The sequence below is a fragment of the Mesorhizobium sp. M0601 genome, from assembly GCF_040320845.1.
Classification (GTDB): Bacteria; Pseudomonadota; Alphaproteobacteria; order Rhizobiales; family Rhizobiaceae; genus Mesorhizobium.
In genome coordinates, this window is the sequence record NZ_JAMYQK010000001.1 from 369,298 (window position 1) to 392,724 (window position 23,427).

The window sequence follows — 23,427 nt, forward strand, 5'->3', positions numbered from 1 at the left end:
CTTTACGCCACTTTGCGCAAGACAGGCGCCGATTGCGTCTGCGGCAACGCTTCGAGCGCTGCCTGCAGCAGGATGTCGCCGAGCCGCGCTGCCACGGGGTCGGGCTCGGCCTCCTTGCGGTGCAGGAACAGCGCCATCTTGGGCAAGGCGGGCAGCCCGGCGATCTCCGGCGTCATCGCCCTGACGGTGGCCGGCAGGCCGATATCGGTGCGGATCGTCAGTCCGAGCCCGGCGGCGACGGCTGCCCAGATGCCGCCAAGGCTCGGGCTGGAGAAGGCCATCCGCCATGCCAGGCCGGCGCGGTCGAGCGTTTCGGTCGCCACGCTGCGCAGCAGGCACGGCGCTTCGAGCGCCACCAGCGGCAACGCCTCGCCATCACGCAGGCTGATCTCGATCTGTTTTGCCGGGCCGATCCAGCGCATCTGGACGTCGGCGACATGCCGGCTGTAGGGCAGCGTCGCGCCATTGTGCCAGGCAAGCGCGATATCGAGGCTGCCCGAAATGATCCGTTCGGCAAGCTCATGGCTGCGTGCGATCCTGGCCTCGATCTTGACCTTGGGATGGGCGCGGGCGAAGCGCCCGAGCACCTCCGGCAGCACGGCCTCGCCGAAATCCTCCTGTAGCCCAAGCCGCACCCAACCCTCCAGCTCGACATCGTGGATGGCGGAGGCGGCCTCGTCATTGAGCTCGATCAGCCGCCTCGCGTAGCCGAGCATGGTCTCGCCCGCGTCCGTCAGCGCCAGGCCACGCCCAGATTTGCGGAAGATCGGCATCGCCGCCTGCTCCTCCAGCTTCTTCAATTGCGCACTGATTGCCGAGGTCGAGCGGCCGAGCCGGTCGGCGGCCTTGGCGAAGCTGCCCAGCTCCATGCCGGTAACGAAGCTGCGCAGAACGTCGAGATCGAATGTCACGCGTCGCATGCCAATAATCCTGATATTCGGGACATTACGTCAAAAACTTCCTGATATTCAGTACGAAGCTATGGCGGTAGAGAGAGCGCGTCAAGACCGAATGCAGCCGACCCATGCAGGAGCTGAACCATGTCCGCTGTCGCCACACGAGCAGAATGCAAACCGCTTCGCCCGGCCGCCGTTACCACCCCGTCAGAGGCGGCGGTGCTTCGAGCCAATCATCGCTGGAAGGTGCTGGGCATCGGCGTCGCCGCCAATGCCTGCTTTTCCGCGACCTTCTCCGGCATTCCGGCCACGGCGGTGTTCCTGCGCTCGGGCTATCATCTCTCCAATGGCGAGCTCGGCCTGGCGCTTGGTCTTCTCGGCCTGGGTGTGGCGCTGAGCGAATTGCCGTGGGGGCTGCTGACCGATCGCTGGGGCGACCGCCGCGTGCTGCTGACGGGGCTCGGCGCAACCGCGGTCTGGCTGCTTGTCATGGCCGCGCTGGTCGTGCCGTCACCGGCCCATATTCCCGGCATCGCGCTTCTCGCCGCTGCCCTGCTGGTCACCGGATTGCTCGGCGGCAGCGTCAACGGCTCCAGCGGCCGCGCCATCATGGCCTGGTTCGGCGAAGGCGAGCGCGGCTTTGCCATGAGCATCAGGCAGACGGCGGTGCCGCTTGGCGGCGGGCTTGGCGCGCTGGTGCTGCCGTCGCTCGCTTCGGCCCATGGCTTCACGGCGGTCTTCGGACTGCTGGCGGCTGCCTCCGCGGTCTCGACCTCGCTCGCCTGGCGCTGGCTGCATCAGCCGCCGGCGCATGACGACGCCCGTTCGAGCAGCGCGGCAAAGCCGGCCGGCCCGGCGCCGCTGCGCAACCCGGCCGTCTGGCGCATCGCGACAGCCATTGGCCTGCTTTGCTTTCCGCAGGTGGCGGTGCTCACCTTTGCTTCCGTGTTCCTGCATGATTTCGCCGGCATGGGAACAGCCGTGATCAGCGCCAGCCTCGCTGCCGTGCAGGTCGGCGCCATGGTCATGCGCGTCTGGAGCGGCCGCTACACCGACCGTCACGGCAACCGCCGGTCGTTCCTGCGTCTGTGCAGCATGCTGAGCGTGGCCGCCTTCACCGTGCTTGCGGCGCTCGTCTTGTTTTCGGGCCAATTCTTGTCAGGCCAAGCGCCGATGCTGTCGCCGGCGATCGTTGCGATGCTGGTCGTGGCCGGCGTCTGCGTCTCCTCCTGGCACGGCGTTGCCTACACCGAGCTTGCGACGCTGGCCGGCGCCAGCCAGGCCGGAACGGCGCTCGGCCTCGCCAACAGCCTGGTCTTCATCGCCTTCTTCCTGGTGCCGATCGCCATTCCCGGGCTTCTCGTGCTCTGCTCGTGGGCAGGCGTCTGGCTGGGTGCGGCTATTTGCGCGCTGATCGCCTGGCCGATCTTTCTTCCGTCAAGCGACGGCCGCAAAAGCGCCTGACTTCGACACGAGATGGGAAAACAACGTTCTAAGCTGTTAACGCCCCATCAAGGTTAATGCATCATTGTAGCTCTCCAGTGGGGTCCGTTGCGTTTCTGGAGAGTTCCGTGCATCGACGTGTTTTGACGCGGCTTGTCGCCGCCGCCGGTGAGAAAAAGCGTTCCTTCCTGTCTCCCCTCGTTATTGGCCTTGGCATCTGGATCGGCTTTCCGACGGTCGCTGCCTATCAGGACATGACCAGCCTGGTCTCCGGCCTGGAGGCGCCGAGCGTCCGCTGGAACGCCTATGTCGAGAAATCCGTCGCCGGCTCCGTTCACGCCGCCGAAATGCCCTTCCTCGATTCCAGCAGCACCGGCTCGCTCTCCGGCTCCGGCGTTCAACTGCCCGGCATCGGCGCCGTTTCGTTTCGCGGCAAGGGCAGCATCGCCGGCACGACGCCGGACGAGGACCGCATCACGCGCGCCGACAAGAAGGGCCGCATCATCCAGGTCTCGCCCGTCTCGCCGCCGAAGAACTTCAACGCCGGCTCGATCTTCGAGCGCACCTCTTCGCTGCTCCGCCCAAGCATGGACAGCGGCCTGAGGATGGCCTTCGCCAAGCCCGAGATCAAAGGCAAGGAAATCCAGATCGCCGCCGCCTTCCACACGCGCATCGACAAGAAGCCGGATTCCGGCGTACCGGCGATGCTTGCCGCGCTGGTCAACAATGATCATCCTGACGTGCTGGCGACCGCCTACGCCTCGTCCGCTCCCGATTATGCACAGGCGTCGCCCTTCGAGGCCTTGCTGCAGGACGAGGACCCGAACGACGGCCGCTTCATTCCGCCGCTGAGCAAGGGCGATCATTCCTGGATGCAGACGCCGCTGCCGGCGAGCGTCTTTTCCAAGCCGGAGCAGGCCTGTCTCGCCAACGGCATCTATTTCGAAGCGCGCGGCGAATCCGTGCGCGGCCAGGCCGCCGTCGCCCAGGTCATCCTCAACCGCGTCCGCAACCCCGCCTATCCGAACTCGATCTGCGCCGTCGTCTACCAGAACGACAACTGGTTCAACCGCTGCCAGTTTTCCTTCGCCTGCGACGGCAGGAAGAAGCGCATCGACAACCCCGCTGCCTACAAGACCGCCCAGGATGTCGCCATGGCAGTCACAGCCGGCAAGATCTTCATTCCGGAAGTCGGCTCGTCGACCCATTATTACGCCAACTACGTCCATCCGGGCTGGGCGCGGACGATGCAGAAAATGACCAGGATCGGCCTGCACATCTTCTACCGCACCTATGGTGGCGGCTGGAGCTGAGCGCTCGGGCAGCCCTTGCGTCTTTCGCGCGAGAGCGGCCGATCGAAGACGCATCGCCGCGGGGATTCGGCCGCAGCCCGCCAGAGACCGCGTCGGGCACGATGTCGCACCCGAGCAAGTGGCTGATTTATAACGAAAAAATACTTGAGCTTGAACGTCCGCCCGTGGCTTGACGGGCGCGGACCCTCTAACTATGTTGCCGGCGACTTTAAGAAGCGGACGGACGGTGACGGTCTGACCGGGCAGGGGGGTTGCGTGGCCGACAAGAATGGGCCAGACGGAACCGGCAAAACCGGCCGCGGCAAGCAGCATGAAGCCGACATCCGCGACGACGATCTTGAGCGCCGCCGGCGCGACCTTGAAGCATCACTTGCGACAAGGCGGCCGGACCGGCTCGAGGGGAAAGACGACGCGAAAACGGGCAGTGTGGCCGGGTACGGCCAGGCGCTCAAGCTGTCCAGCGAGTTCATCGCCGGGATAGTGGTCGGTGCGGCTCTCGGCTGGTTTATCGATCGCGTGGCGGGGACATCGCCATGGGGTCTGATAGTCGGTCTGCTGCTGGGTTTTGTCGCCGGCGTGCTCAACGTCCTGCGTTCAGCCGGGCTTGTGTCGGAATTCGGAACGGGCGACAAACCGCGCGATCCGAAAGAATGAATTGAGGCGCCGCATGCCGGCGCATTGAACAGAATGCTGAAGCCGTCTGCGGCTTTGATGGGGATTTAAAGTGGCTGCTGACAAGGTCGATCCGATCCACCAGTTCCAGATCCATCCGATCATTCCGATTCACATCGGCGGCTACGACCTGTCCTTCACCAATTCGGCTCTGTTCATGCTTGCGACGGTCGCTGTCGCATCGGCGTTTCTCTACCTCAGTACGTCGAGCCGCAGCCTGGTTCCGGGCCGCCTTCAGTCGGTCTCGGAAATGGCCTATGAATTTGTCGGCAATATGCTGAGGGACGCCGCGGGCACGCAAGGCATGAAGTTCTTCCCCTTCGTGTTCTCGCTGTTTATGTTCGTGCTTGTCGCCAACCTGCTTGGCCTGTTCCCGTATTTCTTCACCATCACCAGCCACATCATCGTCACTTTCGGCCTCGCTGCGCTGGTGATCGGAACGGTCCTCGTCTACGGCTTCACCAAGCACGGCCTTGGCTTCCTGAAGCTGTTCGTCCCGCATGGCGTGCCGGTCTACCTGCTGCCGCTGGTGGTGCTGATCGAGGTGATTTCCTTCGTCTCGCGTCCGGTCAGCCTGTCGGTTCGTCTGTTCGCCAACATGCTCGCCGGTCACATCACGCTGAAGGTGTTCTCGGGGTTTGTCGTCAGCCTGAGCGCGCTCGGCGCGGTCGGCGTGGCTGGTTCGGTTCTGCCGCTGGCGATGGCCGTGGCGCTGACGGCGCTGGAGCTGCTGGTCGCGTTCCTGCAGGCCTACGTCTTTGCGGTGCTGACCTGCATGTATCTCAACGACGCCCTGCATCCCGGGCACTGACAAGGTTTCCGGCATTGCCGCCGGATCGATTTTGCAACGGAATTTTAGATCCAAAGGAGTTGAACAAATGGACGCAGAAGCAGCAAAGTACATCGGTGCCGGCATCGCATGCCTCGGCATGGGCGGCGCGGGCATTGGCCTCGGCAACATTTTCGGCAGCTATCTGGCGGGCGCGCTGCGCAACCCGTCGGCAGCCGACGGCCAGTTCGGCCGCCTGATCTTCGGCTTCGCCGTGACCGAAGCGCTGGGTATTTTCTCGCTTCTCATCGCGCTTCTCGCTTTGTTCGGCTGAATGCTTGTTCGGCTGAACATTGGGAAGAATTGAACAGGTCGGCCGCGATCCTGCGGCGGGCCTGAATTTCGGGGATAGTCCATGTTCGTGACATCTGCCTTTGCGCAAGAGTCCGCGCCCGCCGTCGAAGGCGGCAGCGCTAGCACCGGCGTGCCTGCCGAGGCGCACGGCACGTTCCCGCCATTCAATCCGGCGACGTACCCCTCGCAGCTTCTATGGCTGGCAATCACCTTCGGGCTGTTTTATCTCTTCTTGAAACGGGTGGTGATGCCGCGCGTTGGCGGCATCATCGACGTGCGCAACGACCGCATTACCCAGGATCTCGACCATGCTGCCCGGCTGAAAAGCGAGGCCGATGCCGCCGTTGCCGCCTATGAGCAGGAATTGGCGGAAGCCAAGGGCAAGGCCAATGCGATCGGCCAGCAGGCCAACGATGCGGCCAAGGCGGAAGCCGAGGCTGCCCGCAAGACGATCGAGGCAGCGCTTGACCAGAAGCTTGGCGAGGCCGAGGCGCGTATATCTTCTATCAAGGCCAATGCCATGAAGGAAGTCGGCACGATCGCCGAGGACACTGCTTCGGCCATCGTCGAGGCGCTTGTCGGCGGCAAGGCCAGCAAGGCCGAAATCGCGGCCGCGGTCAAATCCGTGGCCGGGTGAGGAGCGCATCATGGACGCCACATCTCTCGCGACGCTTTGGGCAACTGTTGCCCTCGTAATCTTCCTCGGCATCGCCATCTACATCAAGGTGCCGGGCATGATCGCCAAGGCGCTTGATGCGCGTGCCGACAAGATCAGCTCCGAGCTCGAGGAAGCGCGCCGGTTGCGCGAAGAAGCCCAGCAGCTGCTTGGCCAATACCAGCGCAAGCGCAAGGAAGCCGAGCAGGAGGCGGCGGCCATCGTCGCCGCCGCCAAGCGTGAAGCCGACATGCTTGCCGCCGAGGCGCACAAGAAGACCGAGGACTATGTCGCCCGGCGCACCGCCTTGGCCGAGCAGAAGATCGGCCAGGCCGAACGCGAAGCGATCGGCGAAGTGCGTGCCAGCGCTGTCGACATCGCGGTCGAAGCCGCGCGGGCGCTGCTGGCCGGCAAGATCGACGCCAAGGCCGGCGCCGACCTGTTCAACGCCTCGCTGCAGGATTTGAAGTCGAAGCTGAATTAAGCGACTTCGACGAGAAATTCATCGAAAGTCGCCCGGGAAACCTGGCGGCTTTTTTGTTGGCGAAAGCGACTGAGCGCGTAATCTCCCCCCTCGAGGGGGAGATGTCGCCAAAGGCGACAGAGGGGGTCGGCACGTCCTGGCGCGACGCCCTATGGAACGAAAGAGAACGTTGGCGCTTCACGCGAGGCGACCCCCTCTGGCCTGCCGGCCATCTCCCCTCGAGGGAGGAGATCCGCGCCTAGCCGCCTTCGCAATGTCAATCCAAATCCGAAAAACCCTCTTCCTCCAGCACCTCGGTGCCGCCGAACCGGAACGGCGCGAAGGAGGCGCGGTGCAGCCGTGCCACTGGCCCGTGCAGATCGATCGCCGTGCGATGGCGCACAGTGGCGTAGCCCATATGCAGTTCGAAGCCGTAACGCGCATGATGGCTGCCGCAGCCGCACATCATGCGGTCGCGCATCACCTTGGCGACGATCGAGGCTGCGGCGATCGACTGCGAGCGCTGGTCGCCCTTGATCAGTGCTTTGCCCTCGCAGGGCAGCCCGGGCGGCACGTCGCGGCCGTCGGCCAGTGCCAGCTTCGGCCGGATTGACAGGGCGGCCACGGCACGGCGCATCGCCTCCAGGCTGGCCTTGAGGATGTTGGAGGCATCGATGCCTTCGGCGCTGACCGAGGCCATCGATACGGCGAGCGCGGAGCCGAGGATTTTCAGGAACAGCGCCTCACGCTGCAAATGCGTCAGCCGCTTGGAATCGTCGAGGCCGTCGGGGATGTTGGCGGGATCGAGCACCACCGCTGCCGCCACCACCGGCCCGGCGAGCGGGCCGCGGCCGGCCTCGTCCATCCCCGCCACCGGCCAAAGGCCTTCGGCCATCGCCCTCGTCTCGAACGAGAAGTCGGGTTTCTCGACGATTTCGAAGAGAAGCGGAGAATCGGAACGCGGGCGAGCCATGGTGCGGCGAGGTTCGCATCGGCTCCGATTCTCCGCAAGTCCCCTCCGGGTCGGGCGGGGCACCGGACCAGGAGGGGGCTACCGTCTGCAAGCCCGGGGACAGGACAGGCCGGACGGGATTTTTCGCCTGCTGCGGCCGCTTCAAGCGGCTGGCGCGAGACGCTTTGTCACAGCAGCATCAGCTGCTCGGTAGCCTTGGCGGCGGGGACGAACTGGTCGGTCCTGAGCGAGCGCCGCTCGGCGTTGAGGCCGAGCCGTTTGGCAGCTATCTCGAAACGCCGGCCGATCTGCCAGGCATAGGGACCGGAGCCTTTCATGCGCTTGCCCCATTCCGAATCGTAGTCCTTGCCGTCGCGCATCGAACGGATCAGCGACATGACGTGGCGATAGCGGTCGGGATAGTGGCGCAGCAGCCAGTCCTTGAAGATCGGCGCGACCTCCAGCGGCAGGCGCAGCAGCACATAGCCGGCCTCGCGCGCGCCCGCTGCCTGCGCCGAATCGAGGATGCGCTCCATCTCCGGGTCGGTCAGTCCGGGGATGATCGGCGCGACCATCACCGAGGCCGGAATGCCGGCATCCGAAAGCTGCCTGATCGCCTCCAGCCGCTTGGTCGGCGTCGACGCTCGCGGCTCCATCGTTCTGGCCAGCATCCTGTCCAATGTCGTCACCGACAATGCCACCTTGGCCAGCCCGCGTTCGGCCATGCGTGACAGAATGTCGATATCGCGGGTCACCAGCGCCGATTTGGTGACGATGCCGACCGGATGCCCGCGCGCCTCCAGCACTTCGAGGATCTCGCGCATGATCCGGTATTGCTTCTCGATCGGCTGATAAGGATCGGTATTGGTGCCGATGGCAATGGTGCGCGGCTGGTAATTATCCCTGGACAATTCCTTGTCGAGCAGCCGCGCCGCATCCGGCTTGGCAAACAGCTTCGATTCGAAATCCAGCCCCGGCGACAGGCCCATGAAGCTGTGCGTCGGCCGCGCGAAACAATAGACGCAGCCATGTTCGCAGCCGCGATAGGGATTGATCGAGCGGTCGAAGGAGATGTCGGGCGATTCGTTGCGCGTGATGATGGTGCGCGGCTTCTCGACCTGTACCTCGGTCCTGAACGGCGGCAGCTCCTCCAGCGAATTCCAGCCATCGTCAAACACGTGTCGGCTGACCGGCTCGAAACGGCCGGACGGATTGATGCCCGCCGACCTGCCGCGATTGCGGTCGGGACGAACGCGCATGCCGCTCTGCTCGATCATCGCATTCGCCATCTCGGCCCTGCCAGCGCCGAAGGCTGCAATATCGGCACGCACGATCTGTTCCATTTTGGCCCTTTCCCAGGGACTGTCCGCCCGCTGTCGAATCGCTCTGCTCATGAATGTATTCCTATCGCATTGATGAGAACAAAGCAAGAACTTTCTCGCGGCGCGCCGCAAAAACTGGCGCTGCCCACCGCTTTCCGCTATTCGGCTAAACATGCTCAGCGTCCTGATCGAAACCCTGAATGACGAGGAGGGCCTTGCCCGCACGCTCGCCTCGCTGATCGGCGGCGCGGTCGAAGGCGTGGTGCGCGACGTTCTCGTCTGCGACACCGGCTCGACCGATCAGACGCACCGCGTCGCCGAACATGCCGGCTGCCACTATGTCAGCGGCGGCATCGCCGCCGGCATCAGGCAGGCCAAGGGCGACTGGCTGCTCTTGCTGGAACCGGGCGCGCGGCTGGGAGAGGGCTGGATCGACGAGGTCGTCGCCCATACCGCCAGGCAAACCATGGCGGCGCGGTTCTCGCGGGCACGCGGCAGCCGCGCGCCGTTCCTGTCGCGCGTCTTTGCCGGAAATCGCGCTCTCGCCGAAGGCTTGGTGATCAGCAAGCGTCAGGCCGCGGCGCTGTCGAAGAACGCCCGCAGCGCCGAAGCGATCGCCCGCGGCCTGGCGACCAGGAGGCTCCACGCCGAGATCTGGGTCGCGCCGCGCAAGTGACGGCTTACCGTCCCGGTTATGGGAACTCCGCCCAAGCACATTTTCTGGCGGGTCGTCGTTTATTGTGCGTTGCACAAAATCTGGCCGGGGGTTACCATTCCCGGCGATATGGGCGAATAGGGTTTGGGGTGTGCCGGAGCGGCGACGACTAACGTCGATGCTGTTCCATCGACATTTTGAGGACCCCGATGACCCTTTCAAGCCCTGACAAGTCCGGCGCTGCAAGCCTCGAGGCGATCGCACGAAACGGCGGCACGCTGCGCCGCATCGCCGCCCGCATCCCGACCTATCTTTCCGACCTTCGCGAGAATCCGGCATGGCTGCCGATGTTCATGCTGGCCCGCACCATGCCGGCGCGGCGCCTGCACTGGCGCGGTGCAAAGCCCGTTCCGCCGGCGCGCAATGTCGGTGAAACGATGTTCGCCGGCGTTGACCGCGATGCCGTCGTCGGCGCGCTGCGCACCGAGGGGCTCTGTTCGGGCCTGATGCTGCCGGTCGCCATCCATGACGAGATCGCCCGCTTCGCCGAGCTCACGCCATGCTTCGGCAATTTCGACCGCCGGCTGGAATTCCTGCCCGAAAAACACGCCGATGCCGAAAAGCATTTCGGCCGCCCGCTGCTCAGCGGTCACTATTTCGAACGGGTCCTCGACTGCAACGCTGCGGTCGCCGTGCAGCGCGATCCGCTGCTTCTCGATATCGCAGCGCACTATCTCGGCAGCCAGGCCAAGCTGATCACGACCCGCGTCTGGTGGAGCTTTCCGACCGGTGGCGTCTCGGACGCCGACAAGAACATGGCCTCGCTCGGCAAATACCATTTCGACCTCGACGACTGGCGCATGCTGAAGTTCTTTTTCTACCTGGTGCCGGTCGACGCCGACACTGGGCCGCATGTCTATGTCCGCGGCTCCCACAACCGCCGCATCCTGAAGCATCAGCTGACGCTGCTGGTCGGCCATTCGGCGGAAGAGGTGCTGGGCGTCTACGGCGAGCAGAGCCCGGTCACGCTGACTGGGCCGGCCGGCCTCGGCTTTGTCGAGGATCCGTTCGGCTTCCATATGGGCACCGTGCCGACGCGCACGCCACGACTGATGATGGAAGTCGGCTTTGGCGTCTCGCCGCCGTCGCGCCGGCGTTTTCACGGCGAGCCGGTCATTCGCTAAACCGACGTCGCTTGGCTGATACCTCGGTTCTCAGCCGCGCCGCAAATGCTCGTCCAGCCGCGGCATGATCTCGACGAAGTTGCAGGGCATGTGCCGATAGTCGAGCTGCGGCTTCAAGATGCCGTCCCAGGCGTCCTTGCAGGCGCCGGGCGAGCCCGGCAGCACGAAGACGAAGGTGGCATTGACGACGCCGCCGGTTGCCCGGCTCTGGATCGTCGAAGTGCCGATCTTGTCGTAGGAGATGCGGTGGAACACTTCGGAAAAGCCGTCCATGCGCTTTTCGAAGATCGGCTCCAGCGCTTCCGGCGTCACGTCGCGGCCGGTGAAGCCGGTGCCGCCGGTGGTGATGACGACATCGATCGCATCGTCCTTCGACCAGCCCAGGACCCTGTCGCGGATCTTGTCGCGGTCGTCGGTAACGATGTCGCGGGCGGCCAGGACATGGCCGGCCTCGGCAATGCGGTCGGCCAGCGTCTGCCCGGATTTGTCGTCGGCGAGGCTGCGCGTATCGGAAACGGTCAGTACCGCGATGCGCACGGGAACGAAGGGGCGGCTCTCGTCAATCCTGGCCATGGGCGTCAGCCTCCGATGTCACGCTTCGCGTCGCCGCGACAAACCAGTCGGGATGGCGGCCGCGGATATCGATGGCCGCGCGCTTGGCCACATTGCCGGTCTCGAACAGCCCGAAGCAGGTGGCGCCTGAACCGGACATCCTGGCAAAACCGGCTCCGGCCTTGTTGAGCACGGAAAGCGCCTTGCCGATGGCGGGCTGGATTGCGCGCGCCGCAGGCTCGAGGTCGTTGCGGGTGATCTCCAGCCAGTTGCGGATGCTGTGGAAGTCGAGGCTGCGCGGCAGCGGCGGCAGCCCCGCATTGTCGCGGCGGCCAAGCGCCTCGAACACGTCGGCCGTCGAGACGGCAGTGCCGGGATTGACGAGCACCAGACCCAGCGCCGGGAAACCCGGCACGAGCGTCAGCTCGTCGCCGATGCCGCGGGCTATCAGCGGTCTGGCTGCGAGGCACATCGGCACGTCGGCGCCGAGCGACAGGCCGATCCGCGCCAGTTCGGCATCGCCGATGTCGAGGCTCCAGGTCTGGACCAAGGCGCGCAGCACAGCCGCCGCATCGCTCGACCCGCCGCCGACACCGGACGCGACCGGCAGGTTCTTTTCGAGCCTGATGGCGACAGCCGGTGCGTGCTGGGGACCGGCCTCGCGCCGCAGTGCGTCGCGCGCTCTCACCACCAGATTATTGTCGTCGACCGGCACCGCGGAGGCGTATTTGCCGGACACGGAAAACCCATCGCTGTCGGCAAGCTCCGTTTCGATGCGGTCGCCGAAGCGCGTGAACACAGCCAGGCTTTCGATCGTGTGATAGCCGTCGGCGCGCTGGCCGGTGACGTGCAGCGCGAGATTTATCTTGGCGTGCGCATGCGACGCGCGGATGCTGGCCTCGGCGTTCACTGGCTCGGCCGCGAGGGGGACGACGGTCAATCCTTGGCCAGACGGTATTCGCCGGTCTTCGGGTCCTTGACCAATGTTCCCATTGTACCGTTGGCGGCCTGCTTTTCGGTACGCCGCACCTTGGCGGTCACACGCTCGGCTTCCCTGACGAAGGAGCGGTAGCCGAAATAGGCGGCAATGCCGACGACGGCGAAGAAAATGATCTGCGGCATGTCAAACTCCTCCCTCGCAAGGCCGGCAAGGCCGCCGGTCGGGTCGGTTGATGATTTATGCTAGACGCTTTCACCGGCTTTTCAAAGCCCGAAGCGCGCCCACAGCGCGCGCTCTTCCGCCGCATCGATGACGCCGCTTGCCGCGGCGGCGGCGATATCGGGCGCCGAAAAGCTCGAGCCGAACAGGCCGAAGCGGCCGAACAGGCCGCGCGGCGCGGTGATCAGCTTGAGCTGGGTTTTTGGCCCGAAACGGCTCTTCAGCACGCTGCGCATGTCGCCGAGCGCATCGACCAGCCCGAGTTCAAGCCCCTTCTTGGCCGTCCAGAACAGGCCGGTGAACAGGTCGGGATCGTCCTTGAGCTTGCTGCCGCGCCTGTCCTTGACGAGGTCGATGAAGGTCTCGTGGACCTCCAGCTGCAGCGCCTTCAGGCGCTCGACGTCCTCCTTCTTTTCCGGTTTGAACGGGTCGAGCACCGCCTTGTTCTGGCCGGCGGTGTGGACGCGGCGCTCGATGCCGATCTTCTTCAACAGCTCCGGAAAGCCGAACGAGGCAGACACCACGCCGATCGAGCCGACGATGGAGGACGGGTCGGCAAAGATCTCGTCGCCGGCGACCGCGATCATGTAGCCGCCCGATGCCGCCACGTCCTCGACGAAAACCAGGACCTTCTTGTTCTTCTCGCTCGCCAGGTCGCGGATGCGCCTGAAGATCAGCCGCGACTGCACCGGCGAGCCGCCTGGCGAATTGATCGAGATGGCGACCGCCGGCGCGTCGAAGGAAAACAGCTTTTCGAGAAGGCCGGCGGTGGAAGCGAGCGACAGGCTCGGCCGGAACTGGCCGCCGCCGGGCATGATCGTGCCGTGCAGCCGGATGACCGGAATGGTGACGACGGCGGAGCGCCAGGATTTCGGCAGCAGGCGGTTGAAAAGGCGTTTCACGAGGGGGCGGTCTCCGGTCGATTTGCTTGACGCATGTAGGAATTCGCCGGCCAACGGCAATGCCGTCACCCCGGCAATCAGAATGGATCAGTCTCCGAAAAGCGACGCCAGCCCGTTATTGATCAGCTCTGCCCGCTCCGAAGGGCCATTGCCTGAATAGGCATGCAGCATCAGCGGTGGTTGGATCGACAGTTTGCCGCGTGCGCCGAGTGCTGCCCGGACGACGATGCGGATCGCCGCCGCTTCGGGGCGAGGATGGACGGCCAGCATCTCGGCATCGCCGAAGCGGCCGGCGATGGCATCGAGGATGGCGCCGAGCTGTTCCGGCCGGGCGATGACGGCCAGCCCGCCGCCCGGCCTGACCACCGCGGCCGCGCTGCGGATCCAGCTGTCGAACAGCCCGTCCTCCGAGACATGCGCGGCCTTTCTCAGCGGATCGGGCGTCGCGCGATCCTCGGCGGCATTGAACGGCGGGTTCATGATGACGAAATCGAAGCTGTTGTCCTCAAGTCCGGCGGCCGTTCGCGCCCGGCCCGACAGCGCGACATCGGCGACGAGCACCGAGGCGCGGTCGCTGAGATGCGCATTGCCGGGGTGGGCAAGCGTGGTGGTGGCGAAGGCCGCCATTTCCGGGGAACGCTCGACGAGCACGGCCGCGGCCCCGGGGCAGCGCGACAGGACCGCCAGGCCGGCCGCACCAGCGCCCGCGCCAAAATCGGCAAGCCGCCCGGCGAAGGAGGACGGCACGGCAGCCGCCAGCATCATCGCATCCATGCCGGCGCGGTGGCCCGCCTTTCTCGGCTGCACCAGCCAGAAGCGACCGCGATGAAAGGCATCGACCGTATGAGCCGGCATGTCCGGGACAAGGGCAGCGGGCGACGCGGACATTATTTTTGGCGGATCTCGTTAGCGATGCCGGCATCCGTCAGGATGCGCCGCGCCGCATCGGCCTTGTCGGCGTCCACCATGACACGGCGGGGCAGGATGCCGATCGAGCCGTCGAGGACGCTCATGTTCTGGTCGGCGACGAAACAGCCGATGCCGGCATCGCGCATGAGCGATTCGACAAACGAAATGATGACGGCGTCGTTGGTGCGGATGAGCTCTATCATCGGATTAGGGCCATGATCTATCGATATGGTCGAAATGGCGCCTGAAACGGCAAGAAGATGCGAGGAGAAGCGTGAAGGTCGGGGTCTTTCCCCCGGCCGAGCGGTTCGACGACGCAGCTTGCAGCCGTTTCGGCGTCCGGAGGATGTGGTCCATCTGCCCGGCTACTTTGTCGCGAAGGACTTGAAAGCCGAATGGCTTCCTGCGCCTTCGCTCCGCGTATCCGGACAGATGGCCTCACACCATTTCGATCATATCGATAGATCATGGCCCTAAACTCGCAGTTTGCGGCGTTGATGTAAACGTAGGCGTGATCATGTACCAGAGCCGGCGCGCCAATTCGCCTCTTGCCGCAGCAGTGGGTGACACCCTAGAGTCTGTCCAGGGACCATGTTGCCGTCGTGCATATCGAGGTTGGGAGTTTTGCCGTGGGTGTCGTTCTCAACATTGAAAACGGGAAGCGCGAAGCCGCCTCGATAAAGGACCTCATCGACCTGACCGCGGCCGACATGGGGCGCGTCAACAAATTGATCCTGTCGAAGGCCGGCTCCGATGTCGAGATGATCCCGGAGATTGCCAACCATCTGATCTCGTCCGGCGGCAAACGGCTGCGGCCGATGCTGACGCTCGCCGCCGCCCAGATGTTCGGCTATTCCGGCGACGGCCATGTCAAGCTCGCCACATCGGTCGAATTCATGCATACCGCGACACTTCTCCACGACGACGTCGTCGACGAAAGCGGCATGCGGCGCGGCAAGAAGACGGCGCGTATGATCTGGGGCAACCAGGCCAGTGTTCTGGTCGGCGATTTCCTGCTCGGCCAGGCGTTCCGGATGATGGTCGATGTCGGCTCGCTGGAAGCGCTCGATATCCTGTCGAGCGCTGCTTCGATCATCGCCGAAGGCGAGGTGATGCAGCTTGCCGCCGCCAAAAACCTCGAGACCACCGAGGACGAACATTTCGCGGTGATCAAGGCCAAGACCGCGGCGCTGTTCTCGGCTGCCGCCGAGGTCGGCCCGGTCATCGCCCAGGCGACGCGCAATGATCGCGCGGCACTTCGCTCCTACGGCATGAATCTCGGCCTTGCCTTCCAGCTGATCGATGACGCGCTGGATTACGGCGGCACCAGCAAGGATCTCGGCAAGAATGTCGGCGACGATTTCCGCGAGGGCAAGGTGACGCTGCCGGTGATCCTCGCCTATCGGCGCGGCACCAAGGCCGAGCGCAGCTTCTGGAAACGCGCCATCGAGGACAATGCCGCCGACGATGCCGGGCTGGAAAAGGCCATCGGCCTGATGCTCCGCCACGGGGCGATTGCCGACACCATCGGGCGCGCCCGCCATTTCGGCGAGATAGCCCGCGACGCGCTGGCGCCGCTCGAGGCGACGCCGCAGAAGTCTGCACTGATCGACGTCATCGATTTCTGCATCAGCCGGGTGAATTGACAGGCGTCGCGGCGCGAGGCCGGGACGCCGCCTGCTCTCATCGAGCCTTTGCCGGAAGCACTATTGCTGCCAGCAAACTGACGACGATGCCCGCCGCCGCGAGCCGGAAGGCAACCTGGATGCCGTCGGCGACGGCAATTTTCAACGCATCGCCGGACAATTCGCCGATTTGGCTGTTCGCAATCGCAATCAGCACGGCCATGCCGATGGCGTTGCCGACATTGAGCGTCGTCGAAGCCATCCCCGAGGCGACGCCTTGCTGGTCATGGGCAACGCCGGAACCGGCGGCAATCCACATTGCGGTCCAGACGATGCCTTGTCCGACGCCGGAGACGATCAGGCCGGGTACGAGGGGCAGATAGCTGCTGTCGGCAGTCGCGCCTGATACCATCAATGCTGTGCCGACCGCGCCGACGATCATGCCGCCGACCAGGGTTCGGCGCGTCGAAAAGTGCGTTGCCAGACGCTCGCCGAGTTGCGTGCCGGTGGCGATGGCGACCGACGGCACGAGAAAGGCGAGGCCCGTCTGCAAGGCAGTGAAGCCGTGCACGTTCTGCAGCAGCACGGTGAGGAAGTAGGGCAGCGCGCCGAAAGTGCCCATGTAGAGGAAGGTTATCGTCATGCCGGCGACGAGGCTGCGGTTGTGGAACAGGCGCGGCGGCATCAGCGGGTCGGCGCTGTTGGCCTCGATCACGGTGAAGGCGATCAGGAAGAATGCCGCCAGTGCTGCGCTGGCGATGATTGCGCCAGAGCCCCAGCCATATTCGGGCCCCTGAACCAGGGTGAAGACAAGCAGCGTCGCGCCGGCGGTGACGGTCAGCGCGCCCGGCAGATCGAAGCTGCGCTGCTCGTGCCGCTTGCGATCGCGCGGGATGATGGCGAAAGCCGCGATGATGGCGATCCCGGCCAACAGCACGTTGACGTAGAAGACCGACGGCCAGCCGAAGGCGCTGGTCAGAAACCCGCCGGCAAGCGAACCGAGCGTCAGGCCGCTGGCGCCCGCGCCGCCCCAGACGGCGAGCGCCCGGTTGCGTTCCGGTCCCTCGGCGAACAGGCGGTTGATCAGCGACAACGTCGCAGGAAACAGGAACGCGGCGCCGATGCCTTGTACGGCGCGGGCCGCGATGATGATTTCCGGCGACCAGGCGAGGCCGCCGACCAGAGATGAGAGCGCGTAGAGCCAGAGCGCGAAGATGAAGACGCGGCGCTGGCCGATCAGGTCGGCGGCCCGGCCGCCGAACAGCAGGAAGCCGCCGGTGAAGACGGTGTAGGCGCTGACCACCCACTGCAGGGTCTGGCCTGAAAATCCGAGGCCGGTGCCGATCTTCGGCAACGCCACGAAGACTATGTTGAGGTCGAGCGAGATGATGAGCTGCGCGAAGGCGAGCAGCGCCAGCGTTGCGCCATGTTTCGCCCTGCTTGCTCCCTGCGTTATCGCCCCGAGCGGCGCGCCTTGATCCAGTGAACTCATGCCGGTCTCCTTGTCGACAATTATTTAATGATCGACAAAGAATTGAGATTTGCAATCCGAAGTCAAGCGGATTATTTGTTGATCGACAAAAATTGGAGACCGCCATGGCGGGAAGGCCAAGGGAGTTCGACCGCGACCAGGCGCTGGAGAAAGCCCGCGACGCTTTCTGGAGACGCGGCTACGAGGGCACCTCGATGGCCGATCTCGTATCGGCGCTTGGTCTCGCATCGGCGCGCATCTATGCCGCCTTCGGCTCGAAGGAGGATCTGTTTCGCGAAGCGGTGGCACTTTACGAGGCCAATGAGGGCGGCTTCGCCACACGCGCACTGCAGGAAGAACCAAATGTCCGGCGCGTCATCGAGCGCATGCTTCGCGACGCCGTCGAAATCTATACGCGGCCCGGGCGGCCGCAGGGCTGCATGGTGGTGACGGCCGCGACCAATTGCGCCGTCGAAAATGACGCCGTGCTGCAATGGCTGGTGGAGCATCGGCTGGCGCGTACCGCATCGATCATCGAGCGGTTGAAGCAGGCGGTGCGCGATGGCGAATTGAAGCCGGACACCGACGCCGAGACGTTGGGGGATTATTACGCCACGCTGCTGCACGGCCTTTCGGTGCAGGCACGCGACGGCGTGCCGAAAAAGCGGCTGCACGATCTTGTCACCGTCGCCATGCAGGCGCTTGACGCAAGCCTTTCGCAAACGTCCTGAGTTTCAGGGCCGTGATGCTCACTTGCCGGCTTGTTCGGCGGCCCTTCTGGGATTGACCGCCGGCGTCGGCGGGTCGGGTATTTCGGTGGCGACAGGCTTTGGCGGTTGCGGCTCCGTCGCCGGCGCTTCGGGGCCGGCCTTGCTGAGCGCGACCGAGATGCCGAACACCTTCCATTGCCGTTCGACCGGCGCAAACAACAGCTCGAAATTGACCTGCATCGGCACCGAGGGAAAGAAACCGGCCATATGCAACATGCCGTTGGACTCGATCTGCGGCAGCAGCGTCAATTGCGGCTCCAGCACCGCGACGCCGCCGAGGTCGAAGCCGTCATTGCGGTGGCTGGCGAAGATCTCGGCAAGCTTGGCCGCATTGTTGGTCTGGAAGCCCGGCGCGCCGAGATCGCGCAGCACCGTGTAATTCCCCGTCTTGTTGGCATGGTCGAGCGCCAGCAGCGAGCCGCGCACCAGGATCAGCACGCCGTTGCGGTCGATATTGGCCGGCTTCGGCGCCTGGGGCTTGGCCGATTTCTGGATTTTCGACGTTTGCGCCAGGGCAGGCTGGACAAGCTGCGGAACGGCTGCCGTCAGCACCAAGGCGGCCAGCAACATTCTGCCCGTCGGCCGCACCGATCCCGGCAAGATTGAGGTCATGCCCGCTGCATCAGTTGAGTGTCCACGATGCGCCGACGCTGACGCCGACATCGCCACGGTTGGTGGAGGCCGACACGGCGGCGTTGAGGCGGAAATCCAGGCTCGTGCTATAGCCAAGGCCGAGCGCCAGGCCCGACTGGCCCTTGAAATGGCCAAAGCCGCCGGCCAGCGACAATTTGCCGGGCCTGTCGTCGTAACGCAATCCCGCCGTCGCCAGCGCAAGCGCCGTTCCGGCGCGGGCTTCCGAGCGGTTTTCGCTGACCTGCTCGCCAAGGTTCTGCAACCCGCCCTCCAGCGCGCTGACGCGGCCGTCGAGCAGGGCGATGTTAGCCTCGTTGATCGTGGTGCGACTGTCGAGGCTGAAAATCTGCGCGGTGTGCAGGTTGAGCGTGTTGGTATTGTTGGTGATACGCGCCTCGTGATCGGCAAGCTGGATCGTATGATTGCCGACCGTCGTGTTGAGCGCGTTGATCTGGTTGGTGTTGTTGACAATGCGCGTCTCGTGATCGGCAAGCTGCATCGTGTGGCTGCTTACCGTGGTGTTGAGCGAGGCGATCTGGGTGGTATGGGCTGCAACGTCGTCGGCCAGTCCTTCGAGTTCGTCGATGTTCACGGAAGCGGTCGCCAGATTGCCCGCGGCGTCGGACGTCACCAGGTATTTCGGTCCGCTCTGGGCCTCCCTGCTGGCTGCGCTGTTGATGCCCGACAGAGTGTAGGTGGCGCTGCTGTTGCCGATAGCCACCTGATTGGCGCGTGTCGTGGTCACACCTTGGCCTACGGCGACTGAATCGGCAAAATTGGCCGTCGCACCGGTGCCGAGGGCGGTGGCATTCACCGCATTCGCCTTGGCCGAGGCGCCAAGAGCGGTAGCGTTGGCCTGGTTAGGGCCTCCCGCACCAGCCTGAGCACGGGCGCCGATAGCCGTCGTGCTTGCATTGTTATGGTTGATGGGACCCGAGATTCCCCCGGCCCACGCATCATCGCCAAGAGCGGTACTGAGGTCTCCATCAGAAACGGCTCTACCGCCGACCGCCGTCGAGGATCCGCCCGCAGCTTGGGCGATAGTTCCGCATGCCATACCGGTGGGCGAAGCCCCGGCGCCATCTGCGCCATAATTTATATCTTCACACACAAACGCAGCCGCCGGAGTCGGCGCGAGGGCCACCAGGCCGGCTGCCGCGGCTATCACCAAAGCTCCGGCCCCGCGAACCGGCACGCGGGACGACATCAGGATGCCGGCAGCCCCCAATGCAGCCGACCACTCAAAGCCTTCTACAACACGGCTCTTCATCGAATTATCCCCTTCTTTCCAGAACGGCGCCGGCCGATCGCAAAGCCCCCGATGAGATGGACCATGCATGAAGCCGGCAACGGCCGGACAGTCGGCAAATGCCTACACTTCGCGGCATTCCCCCTGTTCTTGCAGCGTTTTCAGTCCTGGCTGTTGCAATCTTGCAACGTCGGGCCGGTTGACTGACCGAAATCACGAAAACGGCCGCGCGCTCGTCAGCAGCGCCACGAACTGGCTTTGGCGACTGGTTCCGGTTTTCCGAAAAATTCGCTCGAGATAAGTACGGGCCGATTTGACGGCGATACCGATTTCGAGGGCGGCTTCCTGTACGGAACGGCCTGAGGCAAGCACGACGGCGAGCCGGGCTTCCGCCGGCGTCAAGTCGAACAGGCCCGAAAGGATATCGGGCGACGGCACCGTCGCGCTGATGCTGACGGCAGTTGCCGCGACAAGGATATCCGCGCCCGAAAAGATGTCATGTGCGGCACGGCGCAACGGCAAAAGGTGAACGATCAGCGCAGGCCGCCCCTCAACGGCTGGGACAGGGATGGACCGCACAACGCGATGGTCGTCGTTGTGCATGATGGCTTGCCGGAAAAGCGCGTTTGCAGATAGGTCCGCAAGCACCATGCCGCCGCCGGCCTGGGGGATGAACACGTCCTTCATATCTTCCAGCAGGCGGTTGACCGTCAGCACACGGCCTGATCCGCTCATGACAGCGGCCGGCAGTCCGATTTCGCCCAGCGCCGATGCGGCGGTCCTGGCGCGTTCCATGCCAAGACGCGCGGCAACAAGGCCGGCCCGCGCCAGATGCGGACGCAGTCCGTTCAGCAGGTCGATCGCCGCTTGATCGTACTTGCCGTCCTTCAGCCAGCGCTGGAAGACGAACAGCACCAGCTCTCCGCTCGGCATGGGAATCGACGTGCAGACGGGCGATCCGACGCCGAAATTTCTTGCCCATGCGTAGATCGGGTCCCGCTCGATCTCATCGCCGGTCATGAAGTCGTCGACCCGCACAAAGCTTGCCGGCTGGGTGCTGCACATGCGCTGCACGCTCTCGGAAAATTTCCAATCTGCCATGAAAGCGTCGATCAAGGGCTCGGCCTGCGCCTCGCCGATGGCGCGAAGCGGGGAATGATCGCTGATCATGAAAATCGAGCCGCTTGCCGAGCGCGTGATCGCACTGGTCGCTTCTAACGCTCCCGGCCACTGCTCGGCGGCGAACGCTGCTTCGTAGATACGATCGACGATGGCGAAGGCTTCTTCGTCGCGCGGCACTTCCAGCATCGGCGCCCCCATGGCTGGCGAAGCAAGAATTGAAATCTCATCCTGCCACGCAAAGTTGCATGGCGGAAGCTTTCAACCGCTGGCGCTTAGGGATCGCTTACGGCGTCGGGAAATAGCACCGCGCAGGCACCGCCAAAGCGGACGCCACGCGGTCAAGAGTCGCAGTTCAGGCCCTTTCGGCATGGTTTATTAATTGCTTGACCCGATTGTGAATTCGGGCCGGGTTGAAGCACGACCCCAAAAAGGCCATGCTTTACCTGTAAAAATCGAGTCTACGGCGATCCCGCTGACGCGGAGATGGCGTTTGGCTGAAAGGGATATGATGCGGCAAGGATATGCGCGCTGGCTGACGGGGCTGGCAATCGCGACGGGCATGGCGATCTCGGCTTTGCCGGCGCATGCCAAACAGACCGCCGAGCCGGTCAGGATCACATCCTTCTCGGGGGCCTATCTCGCCGCCAGGATTGCCGACGGCGACAACGACCTCGACAGCGCCATTTCCTATTACAAGCAGGCGCTTGCGTTCGATCCGAACGATAAGGGACTGCAGCAGAGCCTGATGCTGTCGCTGATCGCGCAGGGGCGCTTCGACGAATCCCTGGTCTATGCCGACAAGCTCAAGGCGGTTCCCGATGTCGAGCGCTTCTCGCGCCTGGCGCTGGCCATCGATTCCTTCCACAAGAAGGATTTCTCCAAGGCCGAATACTGGCTCAAGCTGTCGCTCGAGTCCGATCTCGACCGGCTGATCTCCGGCGTCATGACCGGCTGGGCCAAGCAGGGTGCGGGTGACGCCGGCGAGGCCATGGCTTCCATCGACAAGCTGCAAGGCCCCGACTGGTTCAGCCTGTTCAAGTCCTTCCACCGCGCCTTGATTGCCGACGCCTCCGGCCTGCCCGACAGGGCGGATGCGCTCTACACCGCCACCGTGCAGGACACGGCCGCCGGCGGTGCGGCCCCCGAAACATGGATGCGCAACGCGCAGGCCTACGCCTCTTTCCTCGCCCGCAAAGGCGACAAGGCCAAGGCGCTGTCGGTGCTCGACAAGGCCGAGGCGTTTGCGCCCGGCAAGGTCGAGATTGCGGCCCTTCGCGACAAGATCAACAAGGGCGAAAAGATCGAGCCCTTCGTTGCCGGTCCGTCGGACGGCGCCTCGGAAATCCTGCTCGATCTCGCCACCGCGCTCAACCGCGGCGGCGGCGAGCCGTTCGTGCGGCTTTATCTGCAATATGCCCTGGCGCTGCGGCCCGACAACGACGCGGCGCTCGTTCAGCTTGCCGCCGTTGCCGAGCAGTTGAAAGACGGCGAGGGCGCCATCGCGCTCTATCGCCGCATTCCCGCCGGCTCGCCGCTGAAGCAGCTTTCGGACCTGCAGCTTGGCCTCAACCTTGCCGATCTCGACCGCAACGACGAGGCGATCGCTCACCTCAAGGCCATCGTCGATGCGCATCCAGACGACATGCGCGCCTACCTGGCGCTCGGCGGCGTCTATTCCTCGAAGGACGATTTCCGCTCCGCCGCCAATCTTTACGACAAGGCGGTCGAGGTGCTGAAGACGCCGACCGCCGCCAACTGGAACATTTTCTACCAGCGCGGCATCGCCTATGAGCGGCTGAAGGAATGGCCGAAGGCCGAGCCGAATTTCCGCAAGGCGCTGGAGCTCTACCCCGACCAGCCGCAGGTTCTGAACTATCTCGGCTATTCCTGGGTCGACAAGAACATGAACCTCAAGGAAGGCCTCGCGATGATCCAGAAGGCCGTCGACCTGAGGCCGAGCGACGGCTACATCGTCGATTCGCTGGGCTGGGCCTATTACCGCCTTGGCCAGTTCGACGATGCAGTGCGCGAAATGGAACGCGCCGTTTCGTTGAAGCCGGAGGATCCGGTGCTCAACGATCACCTCGGCGACGCTTACTGGCGCGTCGGCCGCAAGCTGGAAGCCACCTTCCAGTGGAACCAGGCGCGCGACCTGAAGCCGGACCCGGATGTGCTTGCCGCCTTGCAGCAAAAGCTGATGAAAGGCCTGCCGCCGATCGAATCCAACACGGCGCAGGAAACCCCGAACGTAAAGCCCTTGCCGGCGCCCGCCCCTAAGGGGTGACCCTTCTTTCCTTCTCCCCTTGTGGGAGAAGGTGGATCGGCGCGCAGCGCCGAGACGGTTGAGGGGTGTCGGA

25 protein-coding genes are annotated in these 23,427 nt (G+C 64.4%); 12 read left to right on the forward strand and 13 right to left on the reverse strand.

What is annotated here, in order from left to right:
* Window positions 1-2: 2 nt before the first annotated feature.
* Window positions 3-920, reverse strand: a complete 918-nt coding sequence (locus NKI41_RS01840) for a LysR substrate-binding domain-containing protein (RefSeq protein WP_352681108.1) — start codon at window positions 918-920, stop codon at window positions 3-5.
* A 120-nt stretch (window positions 921-1,040) separates the two neighbouring features.
* Here NKI41_RS01840 and NKI41_RS01845 point away from each other — a divergent pair, with 120 nt between their 5' ends.
* The 7 genes from NKI41_RS01845 (at window position 1,041) to NKI41_RS01875 (ending at window position 6,586) form a co-directional block, all read left to right on the forward strand.
* A complete protein-coding gene (locus tag NKI41_RS01845; protein ID WP_352681110.1) occupies window positions 1,041-2,360 on the forward strand; it encodes an MFS transporter in 1,320 nt (439 codons plus the stop codon).
* A gap of 107 nt (window positions 2,361-2,467) precedes the next feature.
* Window positions 2,468-3,652, forward strand: coding sequence for a cell wall hydrolase (locus NKI41_RS01850; RefSeq protein ID WP_352681112.1), 1,185 nt, complete (start codon window positions 2,468-2,470; stop codon window positions 3,650-3,652).
* Between the two features lie 255 nt (window positions 3,653-3,907).
* The gene (locus NKI41_RS01855) at window positions 3,908-4,306 is read left to right on the forward strand and encodes an AtpZ/AtpI family protein (RefSeq protein ID WP_352501994.1); all 399 of its coding nucleotides are present in this window, start codon (window positions 3,908-3,910) and stop codon (window positions 4,304-4,306) included.
* Between the two features lie 70 nt (window positions 4,307-4,376).
* The gene (locus NKI41_RS01860) at window positions 4,377-5,135 is read left to right on the forward strand and encodes a F0F1 ATP synthase subunit A (protein ID WP_352501993.1); all 759 of its coding nucleotides are present in this window, start codon (window positions 4,377-4,379) and stop codon (window positions 5,133-5,135) included.
* A 67-nt stretch (window positions 5,136-5,202) separates the two neighbouring features.
* Window positions 5,203-5,427 carry a F0F1 ATP synthase subunit C gene (locus NKI41_RS01865; protein ID WP_006206606.1) on the forward strand — a complete coding sequence of 75 codons (225 nt, stop codon included), beginning with the start codon at window positions 5,203-5,205 and terminating at the stop codon, window positions 5,425-5,427.
* An 81-nt stretch (window positions 5,428-5,508) separates the two neighbouring features.
* On the forward strand, window positions 5,509-6,084 hold the full coding sequence (locus NKI41_RS01870; RefSeq protein WP_352501992.1) for a F0F1 ATP synthase subunit B: 576 nt from the start codon (window positions 5,509-5,511) through the stop codon (window positions 6,082-6,084).
* 10 nt (window positions 6,085-6,094) lie between these two features.
* Window positions 6,095-6,586 (forward strand): F0F1 ATP synthase subunit B, encoded by a 492-nt coding sequence (locus NKI41_RS01875; protein ID WP_023674071.1) that lies wholly within the window; start codon window positions 6,095-6,097, stop codon window positions 6,584-6,586.
* A gap of 256 nt (window positions 6,587-6,842) precedes the next feature.
* Here NKI41_RS01875 and rnhB read toward each other — a convergent pair whose 3' ends face one another.
* The gene (gene rnhB, locus NKI41_RS01880; RefSeq protein ID WP_352681114.1) at window positions 6,843-7,538 is read right to left on the reverse strand and encodes a ribonuclease HII; all 696 of its coding nucleotides are present in this window, start codon (window positions 7,536-7,538) and stop codon (window positions 6,843-6,845) included.
* Window positions 7,539-7,705: 167 nt separating this feature from the next.
* Window positions 7,706-8,860, reverse strand: coding sequence for a PA0069 family radical SAM protein (locus NKI41_RS01885; RefSeq protein ID WP_352540123.1), 1,155 nt, complete (start codon window positions 8,858-8,860; stop codon window positions 7,706-7,708).
* 151 nt (window positions 8,861-9,011) lie between these two features.
* Here NKI41_RS01885 and NKI41_RS01890 point away from each other — a divergent pair, with 151 nt between their 5' ends.
* Both NKI41_RS01890 and NKI41_RS01895 read left to right on the forward strand, forming a co-directional pair.
* A complete protein-coding gene (locus NKI41_RS01890) occupies window positions 9,012-9,515 on the forward strand; it encodes a glycosyltransferase (protein ID WP_292664385.1) in 504 nt (167 codons plus the stop codon).
* Window positions 9,516-9,703: 188 nt separating this feature from the next.
* The gene (locus NKI41_RS01895) at window positions 9,704-10,678 is read left to right on the forward strand and encodes a phytanoyl-CoA dioxygenase family protein (protein WP_352681116.1); all 975 of its coding nucleotides are present in this window, start codon (window positions 9,704-9,706) and stop codon (window positions 10,676-10,678) included.
* Window positions 10,679-10,708: 30 nt separating this feature from the next.
* On the opposite strand, the gene moaB is transcribed toward NKI41_RS01895, so the two are convergent.
* The 6 genes from moaB to NKI41_RS01925 form a co-directional block, all read right to left on the reverse strand.
* Entirely contained in the window at window positions 10,709-11,251 is a 543-nt protein-coding gene (gene moaB / locus NKI41_RS01900) for a molybdenum cofactor biosynthesis protein B (protein ID WP_352681118.1), read from the reverse strand.
* Window positions 11,238-12,140: a 4-(cytidine 5'-diphospho)-2-C-methyl-D-erythritol kinase gene (locus NKI41_RS01905; protein WP_352681215.1), complete on the reverse strand. Its 903-nt coding sequence runs from the start codon at window positions 12,138-12,140 to the stop codon at window positions 11,238-11,240. The genes moaB and NKI41_RS01905 overlap by 14 nt, the downstream gene beginning before the upstream one ends.
* A 26-nt stretch (window positions 12,141-12,166) precedes the next feature.
* Complete coding sequence (locus tag NKI41_RS01910) at window positions 12,167-12,352, reverse strand: membrane protein (protein ID WP_023674078.1); 186 nt, start codon at window positions 12,350-12,352, stop codon at window positions 12,167-12,169.
* A gap of 81 nt (window positions 12,353-12,433) precedes the next feature.
* On the reverse strand, window positions 12,434-13,291 hold the full coding sequence (locus NKI41_RS01915; RefSeq protein WP_352501988.1) for a S49 family peptidase: 858 nt from the start codon (window positions 13,289-13,291) through the stop codon (window positions 12,434-12,436).
* 87 nt (window positions 13,292-13,378) lie between these two features.
* Window positions 13,379-14,179 (reverse strand): tRNA1(Val) (adenine(37)-N6)-methyltransferase, encoded by an 801-nt coding sequence (locus NKI41_RS01920; protein ID WP_352681120.1) that lies wholly within the window; start codon window positions 14,177-14,179, stop codon window positions 13,379-13,381.
* On the reverse strand, window positions 14,179-14,403 hold the full coding sequence (locus NKI41_RS01925; protein WP_023674082.1) for a putative signal transducing protein: 225 nt from the start codon (window positions 14,401-14,403) through the stop codon (window positions 14,179-14,181). Before NKI41_RS01925 ends, NKI41_RS01920 begins: the two co-directional genes overlap by 1 nt.
* Before the next feature lie 426 nt (window positions 14,404-14,829).
* Between NKI41_RS01925 and NKI41_RS01930 the strand changes: the two genes are divergently transcribed.
* Window positions 14,830-15,846 (forward strand): polyprenyl synthetase family protein, encoded by a 1,017-nt coding sequence (locus NKI41_RS01930; protein ID WP_352540118.1) that lies wholly within the window; start codon window positions 14,830-14,832, stop codon window positions 15,844-15,846.
* 37 nt (window positions 15,847-15,883) lie between these two features.
* On the opposite strand, the gene NKI41_RS01935 is transcribed toward NKI41_RS01930, so the two are convergent.
* A complete protein-coding gene (locus NKI41_RS01935; RefSeq protein WP_352681122.1) occupies window positions 15,884-17,317 on the reverse strand; it encodes an MFS transporter in 1,434 nt (477 codons plus the stop codon).
* 104 nt (window positions 17,318-17,421) lie between these two features.
* On the opposite strand from NKI41_RS01935, the gene NKI41_RS01940 reads away from it, so the two are divergent.
* Window positions 17,422-18,027 carry a TetR/AcrR family transcriptional regulator gene (locus tag NKI41_RS01940; RefSeq protein ID WP_352681124.1) on the forward strand — a complete coding sequence of 202 codons (606 nt, stop codon included), beginning with the start codon at window positions 17,422-17,424 and terminating at the stop codon, window positions 18,025-18,027.
* Between the two features lie 18 nt (window positions 18,028-18,045).
* On the opposite strand, the gene NKI41_RS01945 is transcribed toward NKI41_RS01940, so the two are convergent.
* The 3 genes from NKI41_RS01945 to NKI41_RS01955 form a co-directional block, all read right to left on the reverse strand.
* Complete coding sequence (locus NKI41_RS01945) at window positions 18,046-18,678, reverse strand: hypothetical protein (protein ID WP_352681126.1); 633 nt, start codon at window positions 18,676-18,678, stop codon at window positions 18,046-18,048.
* 10 nt (window positions 18,679-18,688) lie between these two features.
* On the reverse strand, window positions 18,689-20,038 hold the full coding sequence (locus tag NKI41_RS01950) for a YadA-like family protein (RefSeq protein WP_352681127.1): 1,350 nt from the start codon (window positions 20,036-20,038) through the stop codon (window positions 18,689-18,691).
* 123 nt (window positions 20,039-20,161) lie between these two features.
* Window positions 20,162-21,256: a helix-turn-helix transcriptional regulator gene (locus NKI41_RS01955; protein ID WP_352681129.1), complete on the reverse strand. Its 1,095-nt coding sequence runs from the start codon at window positions 21,254-21,256 to the stop codon at window positions 20,162-20,164.
* Between the two features lie 322 nt (window positions 21,257-21,578).
* Between NKI41_RS01955 and NKI41_RS01960 the strand changes: the two genes are divergently transcribed.
* Window positions 21,579-23,354, forward strand: a complete 1,776-nt coding sequence (locus tag NKI41_RS01960; protein WP_352681217.1) for a tetratricopeptide repeat protein — start codon at window positions 21,579-21,581, stop codon at window positions 23,352-23,354.
* The last annotated feature ends 73 nt before the right edge of the window (window positions 23,355-23,427 follow it).

Bases quoted from the DNA above. Each gene is read 5' to 3' on its own strand.
- NKI41_RS01840 (WP_352681108.1), bottom strand. From the start codon at position 920: ATGCGACGCGTGACATTCGATCTCGACGTTCTGCGCAGCTTCGTTACC.
- NKI41_RS01845 (WP_352681110.1), top strand. From the start codon at position 1,041: ATGTCCGCTGTCGCCACACGAGCAGAATGCAAACCGCTTCGCCCGGCC.
- NKI41_RS01865 (WP_006206606.1), top strand. From the start codon at position 5,203: ATGGACGCAGAAGCAGCAAAGTACATCGGTGCCGGCATCGCATGCCTC.
- NKI41_RS01870 (WP_352501992.1), top strand. From the start codon at position 5,509: ATGTTCGTGACATCTGCCTTTGCGCAAGAGTCCGCGCCCGCCGTCGAA.
- NKI41_RS01875 (WP_023674071.1), top strand. From the start codon at position 6,095: ATGGACGCCACATCTCTCGCGACGCTTTGGGCAACTGTTGCCCTCGTA.
- rnhB (WP_352681114.1), bottom strand. From the start codon at position 7,538: ATGGCTCGCCCGCGTTCCGATTCTCCGCTTCTCTTCGAAATCGTCGAG.
- NKI41_RS01885 (WP_352540123.1), bottom strand. From the start codon at position 8,860: ATGGAACAGATCGTGCGTGCCGATATTGCAGCCTTCGGCGCTGGCAGG.
- NKI41_RS01890 (WP_292664385.1), top strand. From the start codon at position 9,012: ATGCTCAGCGTCCTGATCGAAACCCTGAATGACGAGGAGGGCCTTGCC.
- NKI41_RS01895 (WP_352681116.1), top strand. From the start codon at position 9,704: ATGACCCTTTCAAGCCCTGACAAGTCCGGCGCTGCAAGCCTCGAGGCG.
- moaB (WP_352681118.1), bottom strand. From the start codon at position 11,251: ATGGCCAGGATTGACGAGAGCCGCCCCTTCGTTCCCGTGCGCATCGCG.
- NKI41_RS01910 (WP_023674078.1), bottom strand. From the start codon at position 12,352: ATGCCGCAGATCATTTTCTTCGCCGTCGTCGGCATTGCCGCCTATTTC.
- NKI41_RS01920 (WP_352681120.1), bottom strand. From the start codon at position 14,179: ATGTCCGCGTCGCCCGCTGCCCTTGTCCCGGACATGCCGGCTCATACG.
- NKI41_RS01925 (WP_023674082.1), bottom strand. From the start codon at position 14,403: ATGATAGAGCTCATCCGCACCAACGACGCCGTCATCATTTCGTTTGTC.
- NKI41_RS01935 (WP_352681122.1), bottom strand. From the start codon at position 17,317: ATGAGTTCACTGGATCAAGGCGCGCCGCTCGGGGCGATAACGCAGGGA.
- NKI41_RS01940 (WP_352681124.1), top strand. From the start codon at position 17,422: ATGGCGGGAAGGCCAAGGGAGTTCGACCGCGACCAGGCGCTGGAGAAA.
- NKI41_RS01945 (WP_352681126.1), bottom strand. From the start codon at position 18,678: ATGACCTCAATCTTGCCGGGATCGGTGCGGCCGACGGGCAGAATGTTG.
- NKI41_RS01950 (WP_352681127.1), bottom strand. From the start codon at position 20,038: ATGCATGGTCCATCTCATCGGGGGCTTTGCGATCGGCCGGCGCCGTTC.
- NKI41_RS01955 (WP_352681129.1), bottom strand. From the start codon at position 21,256: ATGCTGGAAGTGCCGCGCGACGAAGAAGCCTTCGCCATCGTCGATCGT.
- NKI41_RS01960 (WP_352681217.1), top strand. From the start codon at position 21,579: ATGCGGCAAGGATATGCGCGCTGGCTGACGGGGCTGGCAATCGCGACG.